Here is a 19162-nt window from a genome sequence, read left to right on the forward strand (position 1 = left end):
CAACGTTTCCGAGGAGTACGCGCATGCCGTTGCCGACGCTGAAAGACCAGTTTGCCGCCTTGATCGCCGCGCCTTCGGTCAGCTGTACCCAACCTGCGCTGGACCAGTCCAACCGCCAGGTTATCGACCTGTTGGCCGGTTGGCTCGGCGACCTGGGTTTCAAGTGCGATATCCAGCAGGTCAGCCCCGGCAAGTTCAACCTGCTGGCCAGCCGTGGCACCGGCCCAGGAGGGCTGGTGCTGGCCGGGCACAGCGATACCGTGCCCTATGACGAACAGCTGTGGGCCAGCGACCCGCTGAAGCTGACCGAAGCCGATGGCCGTTGGGTCGGCCTGGGCAGCTGCGACATGAAGGGCTTCTTCGCCCTGGTCATCGAAGCGGTCATCCCGCTGCTGGAGCACGACTTCAAGGAGCCGCTGCTGATCCTTGCCACCTGCGACGAAGAAAGCTCCATGTCCGGCGCCCGTGCCCTGGCCGAGGCCGGCCAGCCACTGGGGCGTGCAGCGGTCATCGGTGAGCCTACCGGGCTGCGGCCAATTCGCATGCACAAGGGCATCCTCATGGACCGCATCGACATCCTCGGCCGCAGTGGCCATTCGTCGGATCCAAGCCTGGGCCGCAGCGCCATGGAAGCCATGCATGCGGTCATGGGCGAGCTGATGGGCCTGCGCCAGCACTGGCAAAACACCTATAGCAACCCCCAATTCACCGTGCCGACCCCGACCATGAACTTCGGCTGCATCCACGGCGGTGACAACCCCAACCGCATCTGCGGCCAGTGCGCCCTGGAGTTCGACCTGCGGCCGCTGCCGGGCATGGACGTGGACCAGCTGCGCGCGGCCATTCGCGAAAAGCTGGTACCCGTGGCCGAGCGCCATGAGGTGCGCATCGACTATGCACCGCTGTTCCCGGAGGTGCCGCCGTTCGAGCAGGCTGCCGATGTCGAACTGGTACAGGTCGCGGAGCGCCTGACCGGCCATCGCGCTGAAGCGGTGGCGTTCGGCACCGAAGCACCTTATCTTCAGCAACTGGGCTGCCAGACCATCGTGCTGGGCCCTGGCGACATTGCCTGCGCCCACCAGCCCGGCGAATACCTTGAAATGTCACGAATCGAGCCTACCGTGCGTCTATTGCGTGACCTGATCCGGCACTATTGCCTGCACTAAACGTCAATCGAACTGATTCGTTCCTGCCTAGAGGAGACCGCGCGTGACCGCAAGCCTGTTCCGACGATGATCCTGAACGCCCCCTGCATCGCCGTTCTCCGTCCACTTATCCACAGGCCCTGTCATGCCCGATTACGTCAACTGGCTGCGTCATGCATCCCCCTATATCAATGCCCATCGCGACTGCACCTTTGTGGTCATGCTCCCTGGCGATGGGGTGGAACACCCTAATTTCGGCAACATCGTCCACGACCTGGTGCTGCTGCACAGCCTGGGCGTGCGCCTGGTGCTGGTGCATGGCTCGCGCCCGCAGATCGAAAGCCGGCTGGCCGATCGCGGCCTGACGCCGCACTATCACCGGGGCATGCGTATTACTGATGCGGCCACCCTGGACTGCGTGATCGATGCCGTCGGCGCCCTGCGCCTGGCCATTGAAGCGCGGCTGTCGATGGACATCGCCGCTTCGCCCATGCAGGGCTCGCGCCTGCGCGTGGCCTCCGGCAACCTGGTCACTGCGCGGCCGATCGGCGTGCTTGAAGGCGTGGACTACCACCACACTGGCGAAGTGCGCCGGGTCGACCGCAAGGGCATCAGCCGCTTGCTCGACGAGCGTTCCATCGTGCTGTTGTCGCCCTTGGGCTACTCGCCTACCGGGGAAATCTTCAACCTGGCCTGCGAAGACGTGGCTACCCGTGCGGCCATCGAACTGGGTGCCGACAAATTGTTGCTGTTCGGCGCCGAGCCGGGCCTGTTGGATGCTGACGGTAGGCTGGTGCGTGAACTGCGCCCGCAGCAGGTTGCTCCGCATCTGCAGCGTCTAGGCAGCGACTACCAGGGCGAACTGCTGGATGCTGCGGCCGAGGCTTGCAAAGGCGGTGTGGCGCGCAGCCATATCGTCAGCTATGCCGAGGACGGCGCGCTGCTCACCGAGCTGTTCACCCGGGGCGGTGGCGGTACGCTGGTGTCGCAGGAGCAGTTCGAAGTGGTGCGCGAGGCGACCATCGAGGACGTCGGTGGCCTGCTGGAGTTGATCAGCCCGCTGGAAGAGCAGGGCATCCTGGTGCGCCGTTCGCGCGAAGTGCTGGAGCGAGAGATCGAGCAGTTCAGCGTGGTCGAGCGCGAGGGCATGATCATCGCCTGTGCGGCGCTGTACCCGATTGCCGATTCCGAGGCCGGGGAGCTGGCTTGCCTGGCGGTGAACCCGGAGTACCGCCATGGCGGACGTGGCGATGAGCTGCTGGAACGCATCGAGAGCCGGGCACGGCAGATGGGCTTGAGTACTTTGTTCGTGCTGACTACGCGCACTGCGCACTGGTTCCGCGAGCGCGGCTTTGCGCCGAGTGGCGTGGAGCGGCTGCCGGCGGCGCGGGCTTCGCTGTACAACTACCAGCGCAATTCGAAGATTTTCGAGAAGCCCTTGTAAGCCTGTACCGCAGCTCATGTGGGAGCGGCCTTGCGTCGCGAAAGGGCCGCAAAGCGGCCCCGACATTATCAGCTTGATGCGCAAATATTGGGGGGCACTTTCGCCCCTATCGCGACGCCGCTCCCACAATGGGGGGCGGCGTTTTCGTTTACACGGTATGCAGGTACCAGTTGTACTCGAGGTCGGAGATCGAGTGCTCGAACTCTTCCAGCTCGCTTTCCTTGCACGCGACAAAGATGTCGATGTACTTCGGATCGATGTACTTGTTCAGGATTTCGCTGTCGTCCAGCTCGCGCAGGGCATCGCGCAGGTTGTTCGGCAGGCTCTGCTCCAGCTGCTCGTACGAGTTGCCTTCGATCGGCTCGCCCGGTTCGATCTTGTTGGTCAGGCCGTGGTGCACGCCCGCCAGCACCGCAGCCATCATCAGGTACGGGTTGGCGTCGGCACCGGCCACGCGGTGCTCGATGCGCACGGCGTCCGGCGAGCCGGTCGGTACGCGCAGGGCCACGGTGCGGTTGTCCAGGCCCCAGCTTGGCGCGTTCGGTACGTAGAACTGCGCGCCGAAGCGGCGGTACGAGTTGACGTTCGGGCAGAGGAACGCCATGGACGCGGGCAGGGTCTCGAGCACACCGCCGACAGCGTGACGTAGCGCGGCGTTCTGCTCGGGATCCTCGCTGGTGAAGATGTTGTTGCCATCTTTGTCCAGCACGGAAATGTGTACATGCAGGCCGTTACCAGCCTGGCCCGGGTAGGGCTTGGCCATGAAAGTGGTGTCCATTTCATGGTCGTAGGCGATGTTCTTGATCAACCGCTTGAGCAGTACCGCGTAATCGCAGGCCTTGAGCGGGTCGGGCACGTGGTGCAGGTTGACTTCGAACTGCGCCGGGGCGCTTTCCTTGACGATGGCGTCGGCCGGGATGCCTTGCTCCTTCGCGCCTTCGAGGATGTCCTGCAGGCAGTCGGCATACTCGTCGAGGTCGTCGATCAGGTACACCTGGGTCGACTGCGGGCGCTTGCCCGAGATTGGCGAGCGCGGCGGCTGCGGGCGGCCATTCACGTTCTCCTGGTCGATCAGGTAGAACTCCAGCTCGAATGCGGCGCAGATGGTCAGGCCCATATCGGTGAACTTGCTCACCACCTGACGCAGCACTTCACGCGGGTCGGCGAAGAACGGCTCACCTTCCAGCTCGTGCATGGTCATCAGCAGCTGGGCGGTAGGGCGTTTTTGCCACGGCTCATTACAGAGCGTGTCGGGGATTGGATAGCAGATGCGGTCAGCATCGCCGATGTCCAGGCCCAGCCCGGTGCTTTCGACGGTGGAACCGTTGATGTCCAGGGCAAAGAGGGAGGCCGGCAGATTGATGCCTTTCTCGTAAACCTTGTGGAGGCTGGTGCGCTCTATGCGCTTGCCACGCACCACACCATTCATATCTGCAATCAGAAGGTCAACGTAGAGAACCTCAGGATGTTCCTTAAGGAACGCGTTCGCTTCGTTAAGCTGAACGGCACGCGGGGGTACCGACATGATGCAACACCTTTGTTGTTAAAAATATCAATCAAGGGGGGCTTGCAGGACCAGTCAACCGAAAAGCCATACTGATGTCAAGCCAACCCCATGACGCCCTGAAATGGCACATCTACGGCAGATTTGCTGCATATCGGGGCAGGCCATTATCCGCTATTTCTGCCTGAAAGGGTGATCTCAAACGTGCCGTGTTTTATTTTTTACGGAAGTGTTGTGTAAAAAAATGAACAAGGCTAAGCTCGGTCACAACCCAGAACACAATAATACGAGGGTCACATGGTCCGCTTGCCGCGACCTGAAAGTACTGCGTGCGCAGTGCAATCGGGTACTTCCGTCGTTTTTGCAAGCTTCGTCAATGGCGTGGTCGCCCTGGCCGCAATAATTGACGTTTGGCGTTCCCGGACCCGTCCTCGTAGCGGCTTGCCGCCCTTCGCTTCGTCTTCCTGCCTTTTGAACTCATTACGGACACAGCTGATTTCAGTGTATCCACTGTGGCTCTGCGCGTGGGTTTTTGCTTTAGCAATCGACTCCATCCAGAATCAAGTCGCGGACCACCTTACCTCCTGAGGTATTTATGAGTAACAACCTCGACCAGCTCACCGATTGGTTGAAAGAGCACAAGATCACCGAAGTCGAATGCATGATCAGCGACCTGACCGGCATCACGCGCGGCAAGATTTCGCCAACCAACAAATTCATCGCTGAAAAAGGCATGCGGCTGCCCGAAAGCGTGCTGCTGCAGACCGTGACCGGCGACTACGTCGACGACGACATCTATTACGAACTGCTCGACCCGGCAGACATCGACATGATCTGCCGCCCTGACGAGAACGCTGTGTTCCTCGTGCCGTGGGCCATCGAGCCAACCGCACAGGTCATCCACGACACCTACGACAAGAAGGGCAACCCGGTCGAACTGTCGCCGCGCAACGTGCTGAAGAAAGTGCTCAAGCTATACGCTGACAAGGGCTGGCAGCCGATCGTCGCACCGGAGATGGAGTTCTACCTGACCAAGCGCAGCGAAGACCCGGACTTCCCGCTGCAGCCCCCGGTAGGCCGTTCCGGTCGCCCGGAAACCGGCCGTCAGTCGTTCTCGATCGAAGCTGCCAACGAATTCGACCCGCTGTTCGAAGACGTCTACGACTGGTGCGAGCTGCAGCAGCTGGACCTCGACACGCTGATCCACGAAGACGGCACGGCGCAGATGGAAATCAACTTCCGTCACGGCGACGCTCTGCACCTGGCCGACCAGATCCTGGTGTTCAAGCGCACCATGCGCGAGGCGGCGCTCAAGCACAACGTGGCTGCCACCTTCATGGCCAAACCGATGACCGGCGAGCCGGGCAGTGCCATGCACCTTCACCAGAGTGTGGTCGACGTGGCCACCGGCAAGAACATCTTCAGCAATGAAGACGGCAGCATGAGCGAGCTGTTCCTGAACCACATTGGTGGCCTGCAGAAGTTCATCCCCGAGGCGCTGCCGCTGTTCGCGCCCAACGTCAACTCGTTCCGCCGCTTCCTGCCCGACACTTCGGCGCCGGTAAACGTGGAGTGGGGCGAAGAAAACCGCACCGTCGGCTTGCGTGTACCGGATGCCGGCCCGCAAAGCCGGCGCGTCGAAAACCGCCTGCCGGGCGCCGACGCCAACCCATACCTGGCCATCGCCGCCAGCCTGCTGTGTGGCTACATCGGCATGGTCGAAGGCATCGAGGCCAGCGCGCCAGTGCAGGGCCGTGGTTACGAACGCCGCAACCTGCGCCTGCCTCTGACCATCGAAGATGCCTTGGAACGCATGGAAAACAGCCGTGCGCTGGTGCAGTACCTGGGCAAGAAATTCATTACCGGGTATGTCGCTACCAAGCGCGCCGAGCACGAAAACTTCAAACGTGTCATCAGTTCGTGGGAGCGTGAGTTCCTGCTGTTCGCTGTCTGATCAACCCTGGTGCCGCAGGAGCGCGGCGGTCCAATAACGGAGAAGCACATGAGCGTCAACAACCCGCAAACCCGTGAATGGCAAGCCCTGAGCGGGGAGCATCACCTCGCACCTTTCAGTGACTACAAGCAACTGAAGGAGAAGGGGCCGCGCATCATCACCAAGGCCCAGGGTGTGCATTTGTGGGATAGCGAGGGGCACAAGATTCTCGACGGCATGGCCGGTCTGTGGTGCGTGGCGGTCGGCTACGGCCGTGAAGAGCTGGTGCAGGCGGCGGAAAAACAGATGCGCGAGCTGCCGTACTACAACCTGTTCTTCCAGACCGCTCACCCGCCTGCGCTCGAGCTGGCCAAGGCGATCACCGACGTGGCGCCGAAAGGTATGACCCATGTGTTCTTCACCGGCTCCGGCTCCGAAGGCAACGACACTGTGCTGCGCATGGTGCGCCACTACTGGGCGCTGAAGGGCAAACCGCACAAGCAGACCATCATCGGCCGCATCAACGGTTACCACGGCTCCACCTTCGCCGGTGCATGCCTGGGCGGCATGAGCGGCATGCACGAGCAGGGTGGCCTGCCGATCCCGGGCATCGTGCACATCCCTCAGCCGTACTGGTTCGGCGAGGGTGGCGACATGACCCCTGACGAATTCGGTGTCTGGGCCGCCGAGCAGTTGGAGAAGAAGATCCTCGAAGTCGGCGAAGACAACGTCGCTGCCTTCATCGCCGAGCCGATCCAGGGCGCAGGTGGCGTGATCATCCCGCCGCAAACCTACTGGCCGAAGGTGAAGGAGATCCTCGCCAGGTACGACATTCTGTTCGTCGCCGACGAGGTGATCTGCGGCTTCGGCCGTACCGGCGAGTGGTTTGGCTCTGATTACTACGACCTCAAGCCTGACCTGATGACCATCGCGAAAGGCCTGACCTCCGGTTACATCCCCATGGGCGGTGTGATTGTGCGTGACACCGTGGCCAAGGTGATCAGCGAAGGCGGCGACTTCAACCACGGTTTCACCTACTCCGGTCACCCGGTGGCGGCCGCGGTGGGCCTGGAAAACCTGCGCATCCTGCGTGACGAGAAAATTGTCGAGAAGGCGCGCATGGAAGCGGCACCGTATTTGCAAAAGCGTTTGCGTGAGCTGCAGGACCATCCACTGGTGGGTGAAGTGCGCGGCCTGGGCATGCTGGGTGCGATCGAGCTGGTCAAGGACAAGGCCACCCGCAGCCGTTACGAGGGCAAGGGCGTGGGCATGATCTGTCGCACCTTCTGCTTCGAGAACGGGCTCATCATGCGCGCGGTGGGTGACACCATGATCATCGCGCCGCCGCTGGTAATCAGCCATGCGGAGATCGACGAACTGGTGGAAAAGGCGCGCAAGTGCCTGGACCTGACCCTTGAGGCGATTCGATAAGCGTTTGCTAGGCTAGCGTTGTGACATTAAGTCGTTACATGGCCCTGCTTTCCTTGATACAGGGCCTTGTAACTTGCCAGACTAGCGACTGTTTCAGTCGCCGCGCGCTCTGCACCGTGGGTTCTGGCTGCTGGACAGTTGCTAAATAAAAATTCTGGAGCATTACGCATGAATAAAATGGGCAAGACGTTGCTGGCCGCCGCCCTGATGGGTGCCATGGCCTCCGCTGTTCAGGCTGAAGACAAAGTGTTGAACGTCTATAACTGGTCGGACTACATCGCTCCGGACACCATCGCCAAGTTCGAGAAGCAGACAGGGATCAAGGTCAAGTACGACGTCTTCGACAGCAACGAAACCCTGGAAGCCAAGCTGCTGGCAGGCAAGTCGGGCTATGACATCGTCGTGCCTTCGAACAATTTCCTGGCCAAGCAGATCAAGGCGGGTGTGTACGAGGAGCTGGACCGGTCCAAGCTGCCGAACTGGAAGAACCTCGACCCCGACCTGCTCAAGGCCGTTGGCGATGCCAGCGACAAGGACAACAAGCATGCCTTCCCTTACATGTGGGGCTCGATCGGCATTGGCTACAACCCGGAAAAGGTCAAGGCTGCGCTGGGCGTGGACAAGATCGATTCGTGGGACGTGGTGTTCAAGCCTGAGAACATCGCCAAGCTCAAGAGCTGCGGCGTGAGCTTCCTCGACGCCCCGACCGAAATGCTCCCGGCTGCGCTGCACTACCTCGGCAAGCCGACCGACAGCACCAAGAAAGAAGACCTGAAGGCTGCCGAGGACCTGTTCCTCAAGATCCGTCCTTCGATCACCTATTTCCACTCGTCCAAGTACATCGGCGACATGGCCAACGGCAACATCTGTGTAGCCGTCGGTTACTCGGGTGACCTGGAGCAGTCCAAGGCCCGTGCCCATGAAGCGGGCGACAAGGTCAAAGTGGACTACGTCATTCCGAAGGAAGGTGCCGGTACTTTCTACGACATGGTCGCCATCCCGAAAGATGCCGAGCATAAAGACGCGGCCTACGAGTTCATGAACTTCCTGATGCAGCCGGAAATCATGGCTGAAATCACCAACGCCGTGCGCTTCCCGAACGGTAACGCTGCTGCCACCCCGTTCGTGGACAAAGACATCACCAGCGACCCAAGCATCTACCCGCCTGCCGAAGTGAAGAAGCAGCTGTATGCGATCGCTGCGCCTGACGCTTCTGTGCAGCGAGTGATCACCCGCAGCTGGACGAAGATCAAGTCGGGCAAGTAAGCCCGATGCGACACCTCTGGGCCGGGTTTGCCGGCCCAGAGCCATTGAAAGGTAATTGATGATTGCGGCATCGAAGCTGCGAAGTTAAGTTGCGCGCCGGTTTTGCGTGTGCGGCAGCATTGTCGCTACCCAGGCACTGATTGTGAGGACCCCCACTTGTCTATTTCTGTATTCCGCAAGGCCTTGATGGCCAGCGCGGGCCTGACGCTGGCATGCAGCGTCCAAGCGGCGCCGACGGTGCACTTCTATAACTGGTCCGACTACATCGGCCCGACTACACTCGCGGACTTCGAGAAAGCTACGGGCATCAAGCCCGTGCAAGACGTGTTCGACTCCAACGAAACCCTGGAAGGCAAGCTGCTGGCCGGTAACACCGGCTATGACGTGGTGGTGCCGTCCAACCATTTCCTGGGCAAGCAGATCAAGGCGGGCGCCTTCCAGAAGCTCGACAAGAACCTGCTGCCCAACTATTCCAACCTCGACCCGGCGTTGATGAAGCGCCTGGAAAAGAACGACCCGGGCAACCAGTACGCGGTGCCTTACCTGTGGGGCACCAACGGCATCGGTTACAACGTCGACAAGGTCAAGGCCGCGCTGGGCGTGGATACCATCGATTCCTGGGCCGTGCTGTTCGAGCCCGAAAACATGAAGAAGCTCTCCAAGTGCGGTGTGGCCTTCCTCGACTCGGCAGACGAAATGCTGCCAGCGGTGCTCAACTACATGGGCCTCAACCCCAACAGCACCGACCCCAAGGATTACGCCAAGGCCGAGCAGAAGCTGCTGGCGGTGCGCCCGTACGTGACCTACTTCCACTCGTCCAAGTACATCACCGACCTGGCCAACGGCGACATCTGCGTCGCGGCAGGTTTTTCGGGTGATGTGTTCCAGGCCAAGGCCCGCGCTGAAGAAGCGAAGAAGGGCGTGAACCTGGCCTACGCCATTCCCAAGGAAGGCGGCAACCTCTGGTTCGACGTGCTGGCGATCCCCAAGGACGCCAAGAACGTCAAAGAGGCGCATGCCTTCATCAACTATTTGCTGAAACCTGAGGTTATCGCCCAGGTCAGTGATTACGTCGGTTACGCCAACCCGAACCCCAAGGCTGGCGCCCTGATGGACCAGGCCGTAAGGACTGACGCCGCGGTTTACCCACCGCAGGAAGTGCTGGACAAGATGTTCGTGAACTCAGAGTTGCCACCCAAGGTGCAACGGCTGATGACCCGCAGCTGGACCAAGGTCAAGTCGGGCAAGTAAAAATCCAGACCCGCGACGGCACCGTAGAACAGGCCACGCGGGCACAAAAATCTTGTTGGGAGTTTCACTCATGGCAGTTGCCTCCGGTGCCTATAAAAAAGCCCTCGAGGGTGGCCAGCAACCCAAGCAGGTGCTGGTCAAGATCGACCGGGTCACGAAAAAGTTCGACGAAACGGTAGCCGTGGACGATGTGTCCCTGGAAATCCGCAAGGGCGAGATCTTCGCCCTGCTGGGCGGCTCCGGTTCCGGCAAGTCCACCTTGCTGCGCATGCTGGCCGGCTTCGAGCGCCCGTCCGAAGGGCGGATCTTCCTCGATGGCGTCGACATCACCGACATGCCGCCGTACGAGCGGCCGATCAACATGATGTTCCAGTCCTACGCGCTGTTCCCGCACATGACCGTGGCGCAGAACATCGCCTTCGGCCTGCAGCAGGACAAGATGCCCAAGGCCGAGATCGATGCCCGCGTGGCCGAGATGCTCAAGCTGGTGCACATGACCCAGTACGCCAAGCGCAAGCCGCACCAGTTGTCGGGCGGCCAGCGTCAGCGTGTGGCGTTGGCCCGCTCGCTGGCCAAGCGCCCCAAACTGCTGCTGCTCGACGAGCCGATGGGTGCACTGGACAAGAAACTGCGTTCGCAGATGCAGCTGGAGCTGGTCGAGATCATCGAGCGCGTGGGTGTAACCTGCGTGATGGTGACCCACGATCAGGAAGAGGCCATGACCATGGCCCAGCGCATCGCGATCATGCACCTGGGCTGGATCGCCCAGATCGGCTCGCCAGTGGACATCTACGAGACACCTACCAGCCGCCTGGTGTGCGAGTTCATCGGTAACGTCAACCTGTTCGAAGGTGACGTGGTCGACGACGCCGAAGGCTACGCGATCATTGCCAGCCCGGAGCTGGAGCGCAAGATCTACGTGGGCCACGGCATCACCACCTCGGTGGAAGACAAGCACATCACCTACGCCCTGCGCCCGGAAAAGATGCTGGTCACCACCCAGCAGCCAACCTGCGAGCACAACTGGTCGCGCGGCAAGATCCACGACATCGCCTACCTGGGCGGCCACTCGGTGTTCTATGTGGAGCTGCCGAGCGGCAAGATCGTCCAGTCGTTCGTTGCCAACGCCGAGCGCCAAGGTACCCGTCCGACCTGGGGCGATGAAGTGTACGTATGGTGGGAAGACGACAGCGGCGTGGTACTGCGGTCATGAAACTGCGCAAGCTCAAGCGAGCCTTCCAGCGTCTGGTCCCGGAGGGGCGGCACTTGGTGATCGGCGTGCCGTTCATCTGGCTGTTCCTGTTCTTCATGCTGCCGTTCTTCATCGTCCTGAAGATCAGTTTTGCCGAAGCTGACGTGGCAATCCCGCCGTATACCGAGATCTATACCTACGTCGAAGACAAGATCCAGCTGGTCCTCAACCTGGCCAACTACGGGCTGTTGACCGAGGATGAGCTGTACCTCTCGGCCTACCTGGGTTCGTTGAAGATGGCGTTCTTCAGCACCCTGCTGTGCCTGCTGATCGGCTTCCCGATGGCCTACGCCATTGCCAACGCCAAGAAGGAGACCCAGACGGTCCTGCTGTTGCTGATCATGATGCCAACCTGGACCGCGATCCTGATCCGCGTCTATGCCTGGATGGGTATCCTCAGCAACAACGGCCTGCTCAACGGTTTCCTCCTGTGGACCGGGTTGATCGACCAGCCGTTGCAGATCCTCAACACCAACCTGGCGGTCTACATCGGCGTGGTCTATTCGTACCTGCCGTTCATGATCCTGCCGCTGTTCGCCAACCTGGTGAAGCATGATCCGAGCCTGCTCGAAGCTGCATCCGACCTGGGTTCGAGCACCTTCAACAGCTTCTGGAAGATCACGGTACCGCTGTCGAAAAACGGCATCATCGCCGGCTGCATGCTGGTGTTCATCCCGGTGGTGGGCGAGTTCGTGATCCCGGAACTGCTGGGTGGCCCGGAAACCCTGATGATCGGTAAAGTGCTGTGGCAGGAGTTCTTCAACAACCGTGACTGGCCGGTGGCATCCGCCCTGGCAGTGGTGATGCTGGCGATCCTGATCGTGCCGATCCTGCTGTTCAACCGTAGCCAGGCCAAAGAGATGGAGGGCCGCGCATGAAACGCTTCAGTTTCTCCAAGCTGATGCTGGTGCTCGGCTTGCTGTTCATCTACCTGCCGATGTTGATCCTGGTGATCTACTCGTTCAACGCCTCCAAGCTGGTGACGGTGTGGGGCGGCTGGTCGATCAAATGGTACGTCGGCCTGCTCGACAACACCCAGCTGATGGGTTCGGTGATGCGCTCGCTGGAAATCGCCTGCTACACGGCGGTGGCGGCAGTGGCGCTGGGTACCCTGGCGGCCTTCGTGCTGACCCGCGTCACCCGCTTCAAGGGCCGCACGCTGTTCGGTGGCCTGGTCACTGCGCCGCTGGTAATGCCCGAAGTGATCACCGGTCTGTCGCTGTTGCTGCTGTTCGTGGCCATGGCGCAGATGATCGGCTGGCCGCAGGAGCGGGGTATCGTCACCATCTGGATCGCCCATACAACGTTCTGTGCGGCGTATGTGGCGGTGGTGGTGTCGGCTCGCCTGCGTGAGCTGGACCTGTCGATCGAGGAAGCGGCGATGGACCTGGGTGCCAAGCCGTGGAAGGTGTTCTTCCTGATCACCATCCCGATGATCGCGCCATCGCTGGCGGCGGGCGGCATGATGTCGTTTGCCCTGTCGCTGGACGACCTGGTATTGGCCAGCTTCGTCTCCGGGCCTGGCTCGACCACCTTGCCGATGGAAGTGTTCTCGGCGGTGCGCCTGGGTGTGAAACCGGAGATCAACGCCGTGGCCAGCCTGATCTTGCTGTCGGTATCGCTGGTGACCTTCTTCGTCTGGTACTTCAGCCGCCAGGCCGAAGAGCGTCGTCGCAAGGCGATTCAGCAGGCGATCGAAGAGGGTGCTGCAGCCAACGCTTCGCAGCCGCAAGTCAAGCGCCCGGCGCCGGTGGCTGCGTCGGCCTGACCTGGCCCTTTCGCGGGCACGCCCGCTCCCACAGGGACCTCACAGCCTTCAGGGTTGTGGTGAGCCCTGTGGGAGCGGGCATGCCCGCGAAGGCTCCAGCACCGATTCAAAGCCATACCGCATCCCAATGTGGATAGTCCCTGATACTTCTGACCAATCCAGCCCTCAAGGGATTGGCAACAATGTACCGGGCTACATGAACCACACACTCTTCCCGCCGCAGCGCATGGTCCTGGTAACCCGATTGCCATATCGGCTTGTGCCCGACACCGGCCTTGCGCAAGGCAATCGCTGTGCGTGATTTGAACTTGCGCATCAGCGTTCCCAATGTCACTTCTTTCAGCTCGATCAGCCAATGCAGATGGTCCGGCATCACTACCCAGGCCAACGATTGGCAGTCCTGAATGTCATCTGAGACCCGAAGGTGTTTGACCACCAGACGGGCATGGTGGAAGTCGCGGAACAGTGGTTTGCGTTGATGCGTGATGGTGGTCAGCATGTAGAGCCTGCCAGGCTCGGAGAAGCGCCCGCGGCGCAGTCGGTGGGATTCGGCTAACGGCATTTTGATCTTCCTTGAATGTGAGCCTCCCCGTGAAAGGTAGCGGTTGGAGCGGGGATGGCAGAAGACCGATGGTTTCTGGATATGGCAGATACTGATACCTGGCTGTGGAGGCCTCTTCGCGGGCTCGCCCGCTCCCACAGGTACCGCGCAGGTCTCAAATAGTGCGCTCTCTCTGTGGGAGCGGGCGTGCCCGCGAAGAGGCCCCCACAGGCACCAAAAATGCCAGCATGGCCCCCGCCAGTGATGTTTATCGAACCCTGAACTACGCTCACAGTCGCATCCCACAAATCATTTGTGCGCAAGCAAGGAGCCAGCATGGCGTTGATGCGTCCGCTGTCGGTCATCTGTCTGGTGTTGTTGTACATGCTCACCGGCTGTAGCAAGGAAGAGGTCCCCAAGACGCTGCCTCGGGTGGGGGTGCAGCAGGTACAACCCACCGATTTCGCTGCCAGGGTCACCCTGACCGGCGACGTACAGGCACGGGTGCAGACCGACTTGTCATTCCGCGTCGGCGGCAAGATCATTTCGCGTAGCGTCGACGTAGGTGATCACGTCAAGGCCAACCAGGTGCTGGCCCGGCTGGACCCGAAAGACCTGCAGAACAATGTCGATTCGGCCAAGGCCGAAGTATTCGCCGCGCAGGCGCGCGTTACCCAGACCAGTGCGGCCTTCGTGCGCCAGCAAAAACTGCTGCCCAAGGGCTACACCAGCCAGAGCGAATACGATGCTGCCGAAGCCGCGCTGCGCAGCAACCAGAGCGCACTCAAGGCCGCCCAGGCGCAACTGGCCAATGCCAACGAGCAACTCAGCTACACCGCACTGGTCTCCGAGGCCGCCGGGGTCATCACCGAGCGCCAGGCCGAGGTTGGCCAAGTGGTGCAGGCGACCATGCCGATCTTCAGCCTGGCCGTCGATGGCGACCGCGATGCGGTGTTCAACGTCTACGAATCGCTGCTGGTGGCGCCGCCCAGCGATGCCGGAGTAGTCGTGAGCCTGCTGGACGATCCCAAGGTCCAGGCCCGTGGCTTCGTACGTGAAATCACCCCCACCGTGTCGGCGCAAAGCGGCACCGTGCAGGTCAAGGTGGGGCTCAAGGACGTGCCGCCCGGGATGCAATTGGGGGCACCGGTTACTGCCACCACCAATGCCCAGGGTCGGCCCAGCATCGAGCTGCCATGGTCGGCGCTGACCAAGGCCTTGCATGAGCCTGCCGTGTGGGTGGTGGGCGAGGGCGACAAGGTGGAACTGCGCAAAGTCAAAATCCGCCGTTACCTCACCGGCAAGATCGTGGTCGCCAGCGGCCTAAAAGCCGGCGAGACCGTAGTGGTCAATGGCGGCCAGTTGCTGCACCCCGGCATGCAGGTACAGAAGGTCGACGCCAAGGGCCCAGGGGGTGAGCTATGAAGCGTCTGTTGCTGATGCTCTCGGCCGCTGTGCTGCTGGTCGGTTGCAGTAGCGAAGAAGAGGCACCAGAGGCGATCCGGCCCGTGCTGTCGGTCAAGGTCGAACCCCAGGTGCAGTCGCAGCTGGGCCGCTTCGCCGGCAGTATCCAGGCGCGCTTCGAAAGCACCTTGGGCTTCCGGGTTTCCGGGCGCATTGCCCGGCGCTGGCTGGACGTGGGCGCCCAGGTGAAACCGGGCGACACCTTGGCCACCCTGGACCCCACCGACCAGCAGAACCAGCTGCGCGCCGCCGAAGGCGATCTGGCCAAGGTGCAGGCACAGTGGATCAACGCCCAGGCCGATGCCCGTCGCCAGCAGCAGCTGTATGACCGTGGGGTAGGCGCCCAGGCACAGCTGGATATTGCCCAGACCAACCTGAAAACCACCAGCGCGGCGTTGGAGCAGGCGCGCTCCGCCGTCAGCCAGGCCCGCGACCAGCTCGACTACAGCACCCTGCGTACCGACCACGCTGCCGTGATTACCGCGTGGCAGGCCGAAGCCGGGCAAACCGTTACCGCCGGGCAAGCCGTGGTGACCCTGGCCCGGCCGGACGTGAAGGAAGCGGTAATCGACCTGCCGATTGATCTGGCCGAGCAGTTGAGCAAAGACCTGACCTTCACCGTTGCTTCGCAACTGGACCCGACCATCAACACCACGGCCAGCCTGCGCGAACTGGAGCCCCAGGCCGATGCCACCACCCGGACCCGCCGTGCTCGCCTGACCCTGGCCAGCACACCGGCGGCCTTTCACCTTGGCACCGCCATCAGTGTGACCCTTAGCTCGGAAGTGTCCCCGCGCAGCGAACTGCCCTTGAGTGCCTTGCTCGAGCGCGACGGCAAGACCCAGGTGTGGGTGATCGATACGCAGCACAAGACCGTGGCCACCCGTGACGTGGCGCTGATCGACCGCACCGATGACAGCATCGTACTGAGCGCCGGCGTGCAGCCCGGTGAGCGTGTGGTCACTGCCGGCGTCAACAGCCTCAAGCCTGGCCAGAAGGTCATCTTCGACGAGGATGCGCAATGAAAGGAAGCTTCAACCTGTCCGACTGGGCGCTCAAGCATCAATCGTTCGTCTGGTACCTGATGTTCGTTGGCCTGTTGATGGGGATTTTTTCCTACTTCAACCTGGGCCGTGAGGAAGACCCGTCGTTCACCATCAAAACCATGGTCATCCAGACCCGCTGGCCCGGTGCGACCCAGGACGAAACCCTCTACCAGGTCACCGACCGTATCGAGAAGAAGCTCGAGGAACTCGATTCACTCGACTACACCAAAAGCTACACCCGCCCCGGCGAGTCCACGGTCTACGTGTATCTTCGCGACACCACCAAGGCCAAGGACATCCCGGAAATCTGGTACCAGGTGCGCAAGAAGATCCAGGACATTCGTGGCGAATTTCCTGCCGGTATCCAGGGGCCGGGCTTCAACGACGAATTCGGTGATGTGTTCGGTTCGATCTATGCCTTTACCGCCGACGGCCTGACGCTGCGCCAACTGCGGGACTACGTGGAACAGGCAAGGGCCGAGGTCCGCGATGTACCCAACATTGGCAAGATCGAGCTGGTCGGCACCCAGGACGAAGTGCTTTACCTGAACTTCTCCACCCGCAAGCTGGCTGCCCTGGGCATTGACCAGCGCCAGGTAATGCAGGCACTTCAAGCACAGAATGCGGTGACGCCGGCCGGCATGATCGAGGCCGGCCCGGAGCGCATCTCGGTGCGCACGTCCGGGCAGTTTGCCTCGGAAAAAGACCTGCAAACCGTCAACTTGAGGATCAACGACCGCTTCTTCCGCCTGGCCGATATCGCCGACATCGAGCGCGGTTACGTCGACCCGCCTTCGCCAATGTTCCGTTACAACGGCCAGACAGCCCTTGGCCTCGCCATCGGCATGAAGGCCGGCGGCAACATCCAAGTGTTCGGTGCGGCGTTGAAAAAGCGCATGGACCAGGTGGTCCAGGATCTGCCGGTGGGTGTCGGTGTACACACCGTTTCTGACCAAGCCGTGGTGGTCAAGCAGGCGGTCGGCGGTTTCACCAGCGCGCTGTTCGAGGCGGTGGTGATCGTGCTGGCCGTGAGCTTTGTCAGTCTTGGCGTGCGCGCCGGGCTGGTGGTGGCCTGCTCGATCCCACTGGTGCTGGCCATGGTGTTCGTATTCATGGAGTACAGCGGCATCACCATGCAGCGGATTTCGCTGGGTGCGCTGATCATTGCACTTGGCCTGCTGGTGGACGATGCGATGATCACCGTGGAGGTGATGGTCACGCGGCTGGAAATGGGTGAAAGCAAGGAGCAGGCAGCGACGTTCGCCTACACCTCCACAGCCTTCCCCATGCTTACCGGCACCTTGGTGACCGTGGCCGGGTTCGTGCCTATCGGCCTCAACGCCAGCTCTGCGGGTGAATACACCTTCACCCTGTTCGCGGTGATTGCCGTGGCCCTGATCGTGTCGTGGGTGGTGGCTGTGTTCTTCGCGCCGGTGCTTGGCGTGCATATTCTCAAAGGCGACAAGCTCAAGGCTCACGAGGCTGAGCCTGGCCGGGTCGGGCGGGCATTTGAAGGCGGGTTGCTGTGGTGCATGCGCAACCGCTGGTTGACCATCATCGGCACCGTGGTGCTGTTTGCCCTGTCGATCTTCTGCATGCGTTTTGTGCAGAACCAGTTTTTCCCGTCCTCGGACCGCCCGGAAATTCTCGTCGACCTCAACCTGCCGCAGAACGCCTCGATCGAGGAGACGCGCAAGGTGGTCGACCGCTTCGAGGCACGGATCAAGGACGATCCGGACCTGGTGCACTGGAGTACCTACATCGGCCAGGGCGCGATCCGCTTCTACCTGCCCCTCGATCAGCAGTTGCAGAACCCTTACTACGCGCAGTTGGTGATTGTCAGCAAGGGCTTCGAAGAGCGTCAGGCCATGATGGACCGCCTGCAGAAGATCCTGCACGAAGAGTTCGTCGGCGTCGGCACCAACGTGCAATCGCTGGAGATGGGCCCGCCGGTGGGCCGACCGATTCAGTACCGGGTGAGCGGTGCCAACATCGACCAGGTGCGCAAACACGCCATCGAGCTGGCCACCTTGCTCGACCAGAACGAGCACATCGGTGAGATGATCTACGACTGGAACGAGCCGGGTAAGGTGCTGCGCGTGGAAATTGCCCAGGACAAGGCACGCCAGCTGGGGCTGTCGTCCGAAGATGTTGCCAATGTGATGAACAGCATCGTCAGTGGCGTGCAGATCACCCAGGTCAACGACAACATCTACCTGGTCGATGTGGTCGCGCGCGCCGAAGACAGCGAGCGTGGCTCGCCTGATACCCTGCAGAACCTGCAAATTCTCACCCCTAACGGCACGTCGATCCCGCTGCTGTCGTTCGCCACCGTGCGCTACGAACTGGAACAGCCGCTGGTGTGGCGCCGCGACCGCAAGCCGACCATCACCATCAAGGCCTCGGTCAATGGCGAGATCCAGCCCACTGACTTGGTCGCCCAACTGAAGCCAAAAATTGACGAGTTCGGCAGCAAGCTGCCGGTCGGTTACGAAGTGGCCACGGGGGGTACGGTTGAAGAAAGCAGCAAGGCCCAGGGGCCGATCGCCAAGGTCATCCCACTGATGCTGTTCCTGATGGCGACCTTCCTGATGATCCAGTTGCACAGCGTGCAGAAGCTGTTCCTGGTGGTCAGCGTGGCGCCGCTGGGGTTGATTGGCGTGGTGCTGGCGCTGGTGCCCACGGGGACGCCGATGGGCTTCGTGGCGATCCTCGGCATCCTTGCGCTGGCGGGCATCATCATTCGTAACTCGGTGATTCTGGTGACCCAGATAGACGAGTTCGAAGCCCAGGGCTTGTCGCCGTGGGATGCGGTGGTGGAGGCCACCAACCATCGGCGCCGGCCGATCCTGCTGACCGCGGCGGCGGCTAGCCTGGGCATGATCCCGATTGCACGCGAGGTGTTCTGGGGCCCCATGGCCTACGCCATGATTGGCGGGATCATCGTGGCGACCTTGCTGACGCTGCTGTTCCTGCCGGCGCTGTACGTGGCCTGGTACAAAATCCGCGAGCCGCAGAAACACGCCTGAAGGGCCATATGGCCCTTGTAGGAGCGGGTTTACCCGCGAATGCGATGGTTCATCGACCACCGTATTCGCTGGTAAACCCGCTCCTACA

14 protein-coding genes are annotated in these 19162 nt (G+C 61.5%); 12 read left to right on the forward strand and 2 right to left on the reverse strand.

Annotation, left to right across the window (positions count from 1 at the left end):
• Positions 1-23 precede the first annotated feature (23 nt).
• Both argE and argA read left to right on the forward strand, forming a co-directional pair.
• Entirely contained in the window at positions 24-1166 is a 1143-nt protein-coding gene (gene argE, locus AC3WLP_RS12085) for an acetylornithine deacetylase (protein WP_012054045.1), read from the forward strand.
• 124 nt (positions 1167-1290) lie between these two features.
• A complete protein-coding gene (gene argA / locus AC3WLP_RS12090; protein ID WP_003253723.1) occupies positions 1291-2589 on the forward strand; it encodes an amino-acid N-acetyltransferase in 1299 nt (432 codons plus the stop codon).
• Positions 2590-2737: 148 nt separating this feature from the next.
• Here argA and AC3WLP_RS12095 read toward each other — a convergent pair whose 3' ends face one another.
• On the reverse strand, positions 2738-4114 hold the full coding sequence (locus tag AC3WLP_RS12095; RefSeq protein ID WP_003253725.1) for a glutamine synthetase family protein: 1377 nt from the start codon (positions 4112-4114) through the stop codon (positions 2738-2740).
• 574 nt (positions 4115-4688) lie between these two features.
• Between AC3WLP_RS12095 and AC3WLP_RS12100 the strand changes: the two genes are divergently transcribed.
• From AC3WLP_RS12100 to AC3WLP_RS12130, 7 genes are all read left to right on the forward strand, one after another.
• Positions 4689-6047 (forward strand): glutamine synthetase family protein, encoded by a 1359-nt coding sequence (locus AC3WLP_RS12100; RefSeq protein WP_003253727.1) that lies wholly within the window; start codon positions 4689-4691, stop codon positions 6045-6047.
• Positions 6048-6095: 48 nt separating this feature from the next.
• Entirely contained in the window at positions 6096-7457 is a 1362-nt protein-coding gene (locus AC3WLP_RS12105; protein ID WP_088512595.1) for an aspartate aminotransferase family protein, read from the forward strand.
• A gap of 168 nt (positions 7458-7625) precedes the next feature.
• Positions 7626-8723: a polyamine ABC transporter substrate-binding protein gene (locus tag AC3WLP_RS12110; protein WP_010955708.1), complete on the forward strand. Its 1098-nt coding sequence runs from the start codon at positions 7626-7628 to the stop codon at positions 8721-8723.
• A 156-nt stretch (positions 8724-8879) separates the two neighbouring features.
• Entirely contained in the window at positions 8880-9974 is a 1095-nt protein-coding gene (locus AC3WLP_RS12115; RefSeq protein ID WP_003253732.1) for a polyamine ABC transporter substrate-binding protein, read from the forward strand.
• 70 nt (positions 9975-10044) lie between these two features.
• The gene (potA, locus tag AC3WLP_RS12120) at positions 10045-11187 is read left to right on the forward strand and encodes a polyamine ABC transporter ATP-binding protein (protein WP_003253733.1); all 1143 of its coding nucleotides are present in this window, start codon (positions 10045-10047) and stop codon (positions 11185-11187) included.
• Complete coding sequence (locus tag AC3WLP_RS12125) at positions 11184-12104, forward strand: ABC transporter permease subunit (RefSeq protein WP_003253736.1); 921 nt, start codon at positions 11184-11186, stop codon at positions 12102-12104. The genes potA and AC3WLP_RS12125 overlap by 4 nt, the downstream gene beginning before the upstream one ends.
• Positions 12101-12994, forward strand: coding sequence for an ABC transporter permease subunit (locus tag AC3WLP_RS12130; protein ID WP_012054042.1), 894 nt, complete (start codon positions 12101-12103; stop codon positions 12992-12994). Before AC3WLP_RS12125 ends, AC3WLP_RS12130 begins: the two co-directional genes overlap by 4 nt.
• 106 nt (positions 12995-13100) lie before the next feature.
• Here AC3WLP_RS12130 and AC3WLP_RS12135 read toward each other — a convergent pair whose 3' ends face one another.
• Positions 13101-13556: an REP-associated tyrosine transposase gene (locus AC3WLP_RS12135; protein WP_012054041.1), complete on the reverse strand. Its 456-nt coding sequence runs from the start codon at positions 13554-13556 to the stop codon at positions 13101-13103.
• Positions 13557-13871: 315 nt separating this feature from the next.
• Between AC3WLP_RS12135 and AC3WLP_RS12140 the strand changes: the two genes are divergently transcribed.
• From AC3WLP_RS12140 to AC3WLP_RS12150, 3 genes are read left to right on the forward strand one after another with little or no spacing between them, the layout of a single operon-like run.
• Entirely contained in the window at positions 13872-14960 is a 1089-nt protein-coding gene (locus AC3WLP_RS12140; protein WP_014861361.1) for an efflux RND transporter periplasmic adaptor subunit, read from the forward strand.
• Positions 14957-16024 (forward strand): efflux RND transporter periplasmic adaptor subunit, encoded by a 1068-nt coding sequence (locus AC3WLP_RS12145; RefSeq protein ID WP_088512594.1) that lies wholly within the window; start codon positions 14957-14959, stop codon positions 16022-16024. Before AC3WLP_RS12140 ends, AC3WLP_RS12145 begins: the two co-directional genes overlap by 4 nt.
• Complete coding sequence (locus tag AC3WLP_RS12150) at positions 16021-19074, forward strand: efflux RND transporter permease subunit (RefSeq protein ID WP_088512593.1); 3054 nt, start codon at positions 16021-16023, stop codon at positions 19072-19074. The genes AC3WLP_RS12145 and AC3WLP_RS12150 overlap by 4 nt, the downstream gene beginning before the upstream one ends.
• Positions 19075-19162 lie beyond the last annotated feature (88 nt).

The sequence above is a fragment of the Pseudomonas sp. FW305-E2 genome, assembly GCF_058782925.1.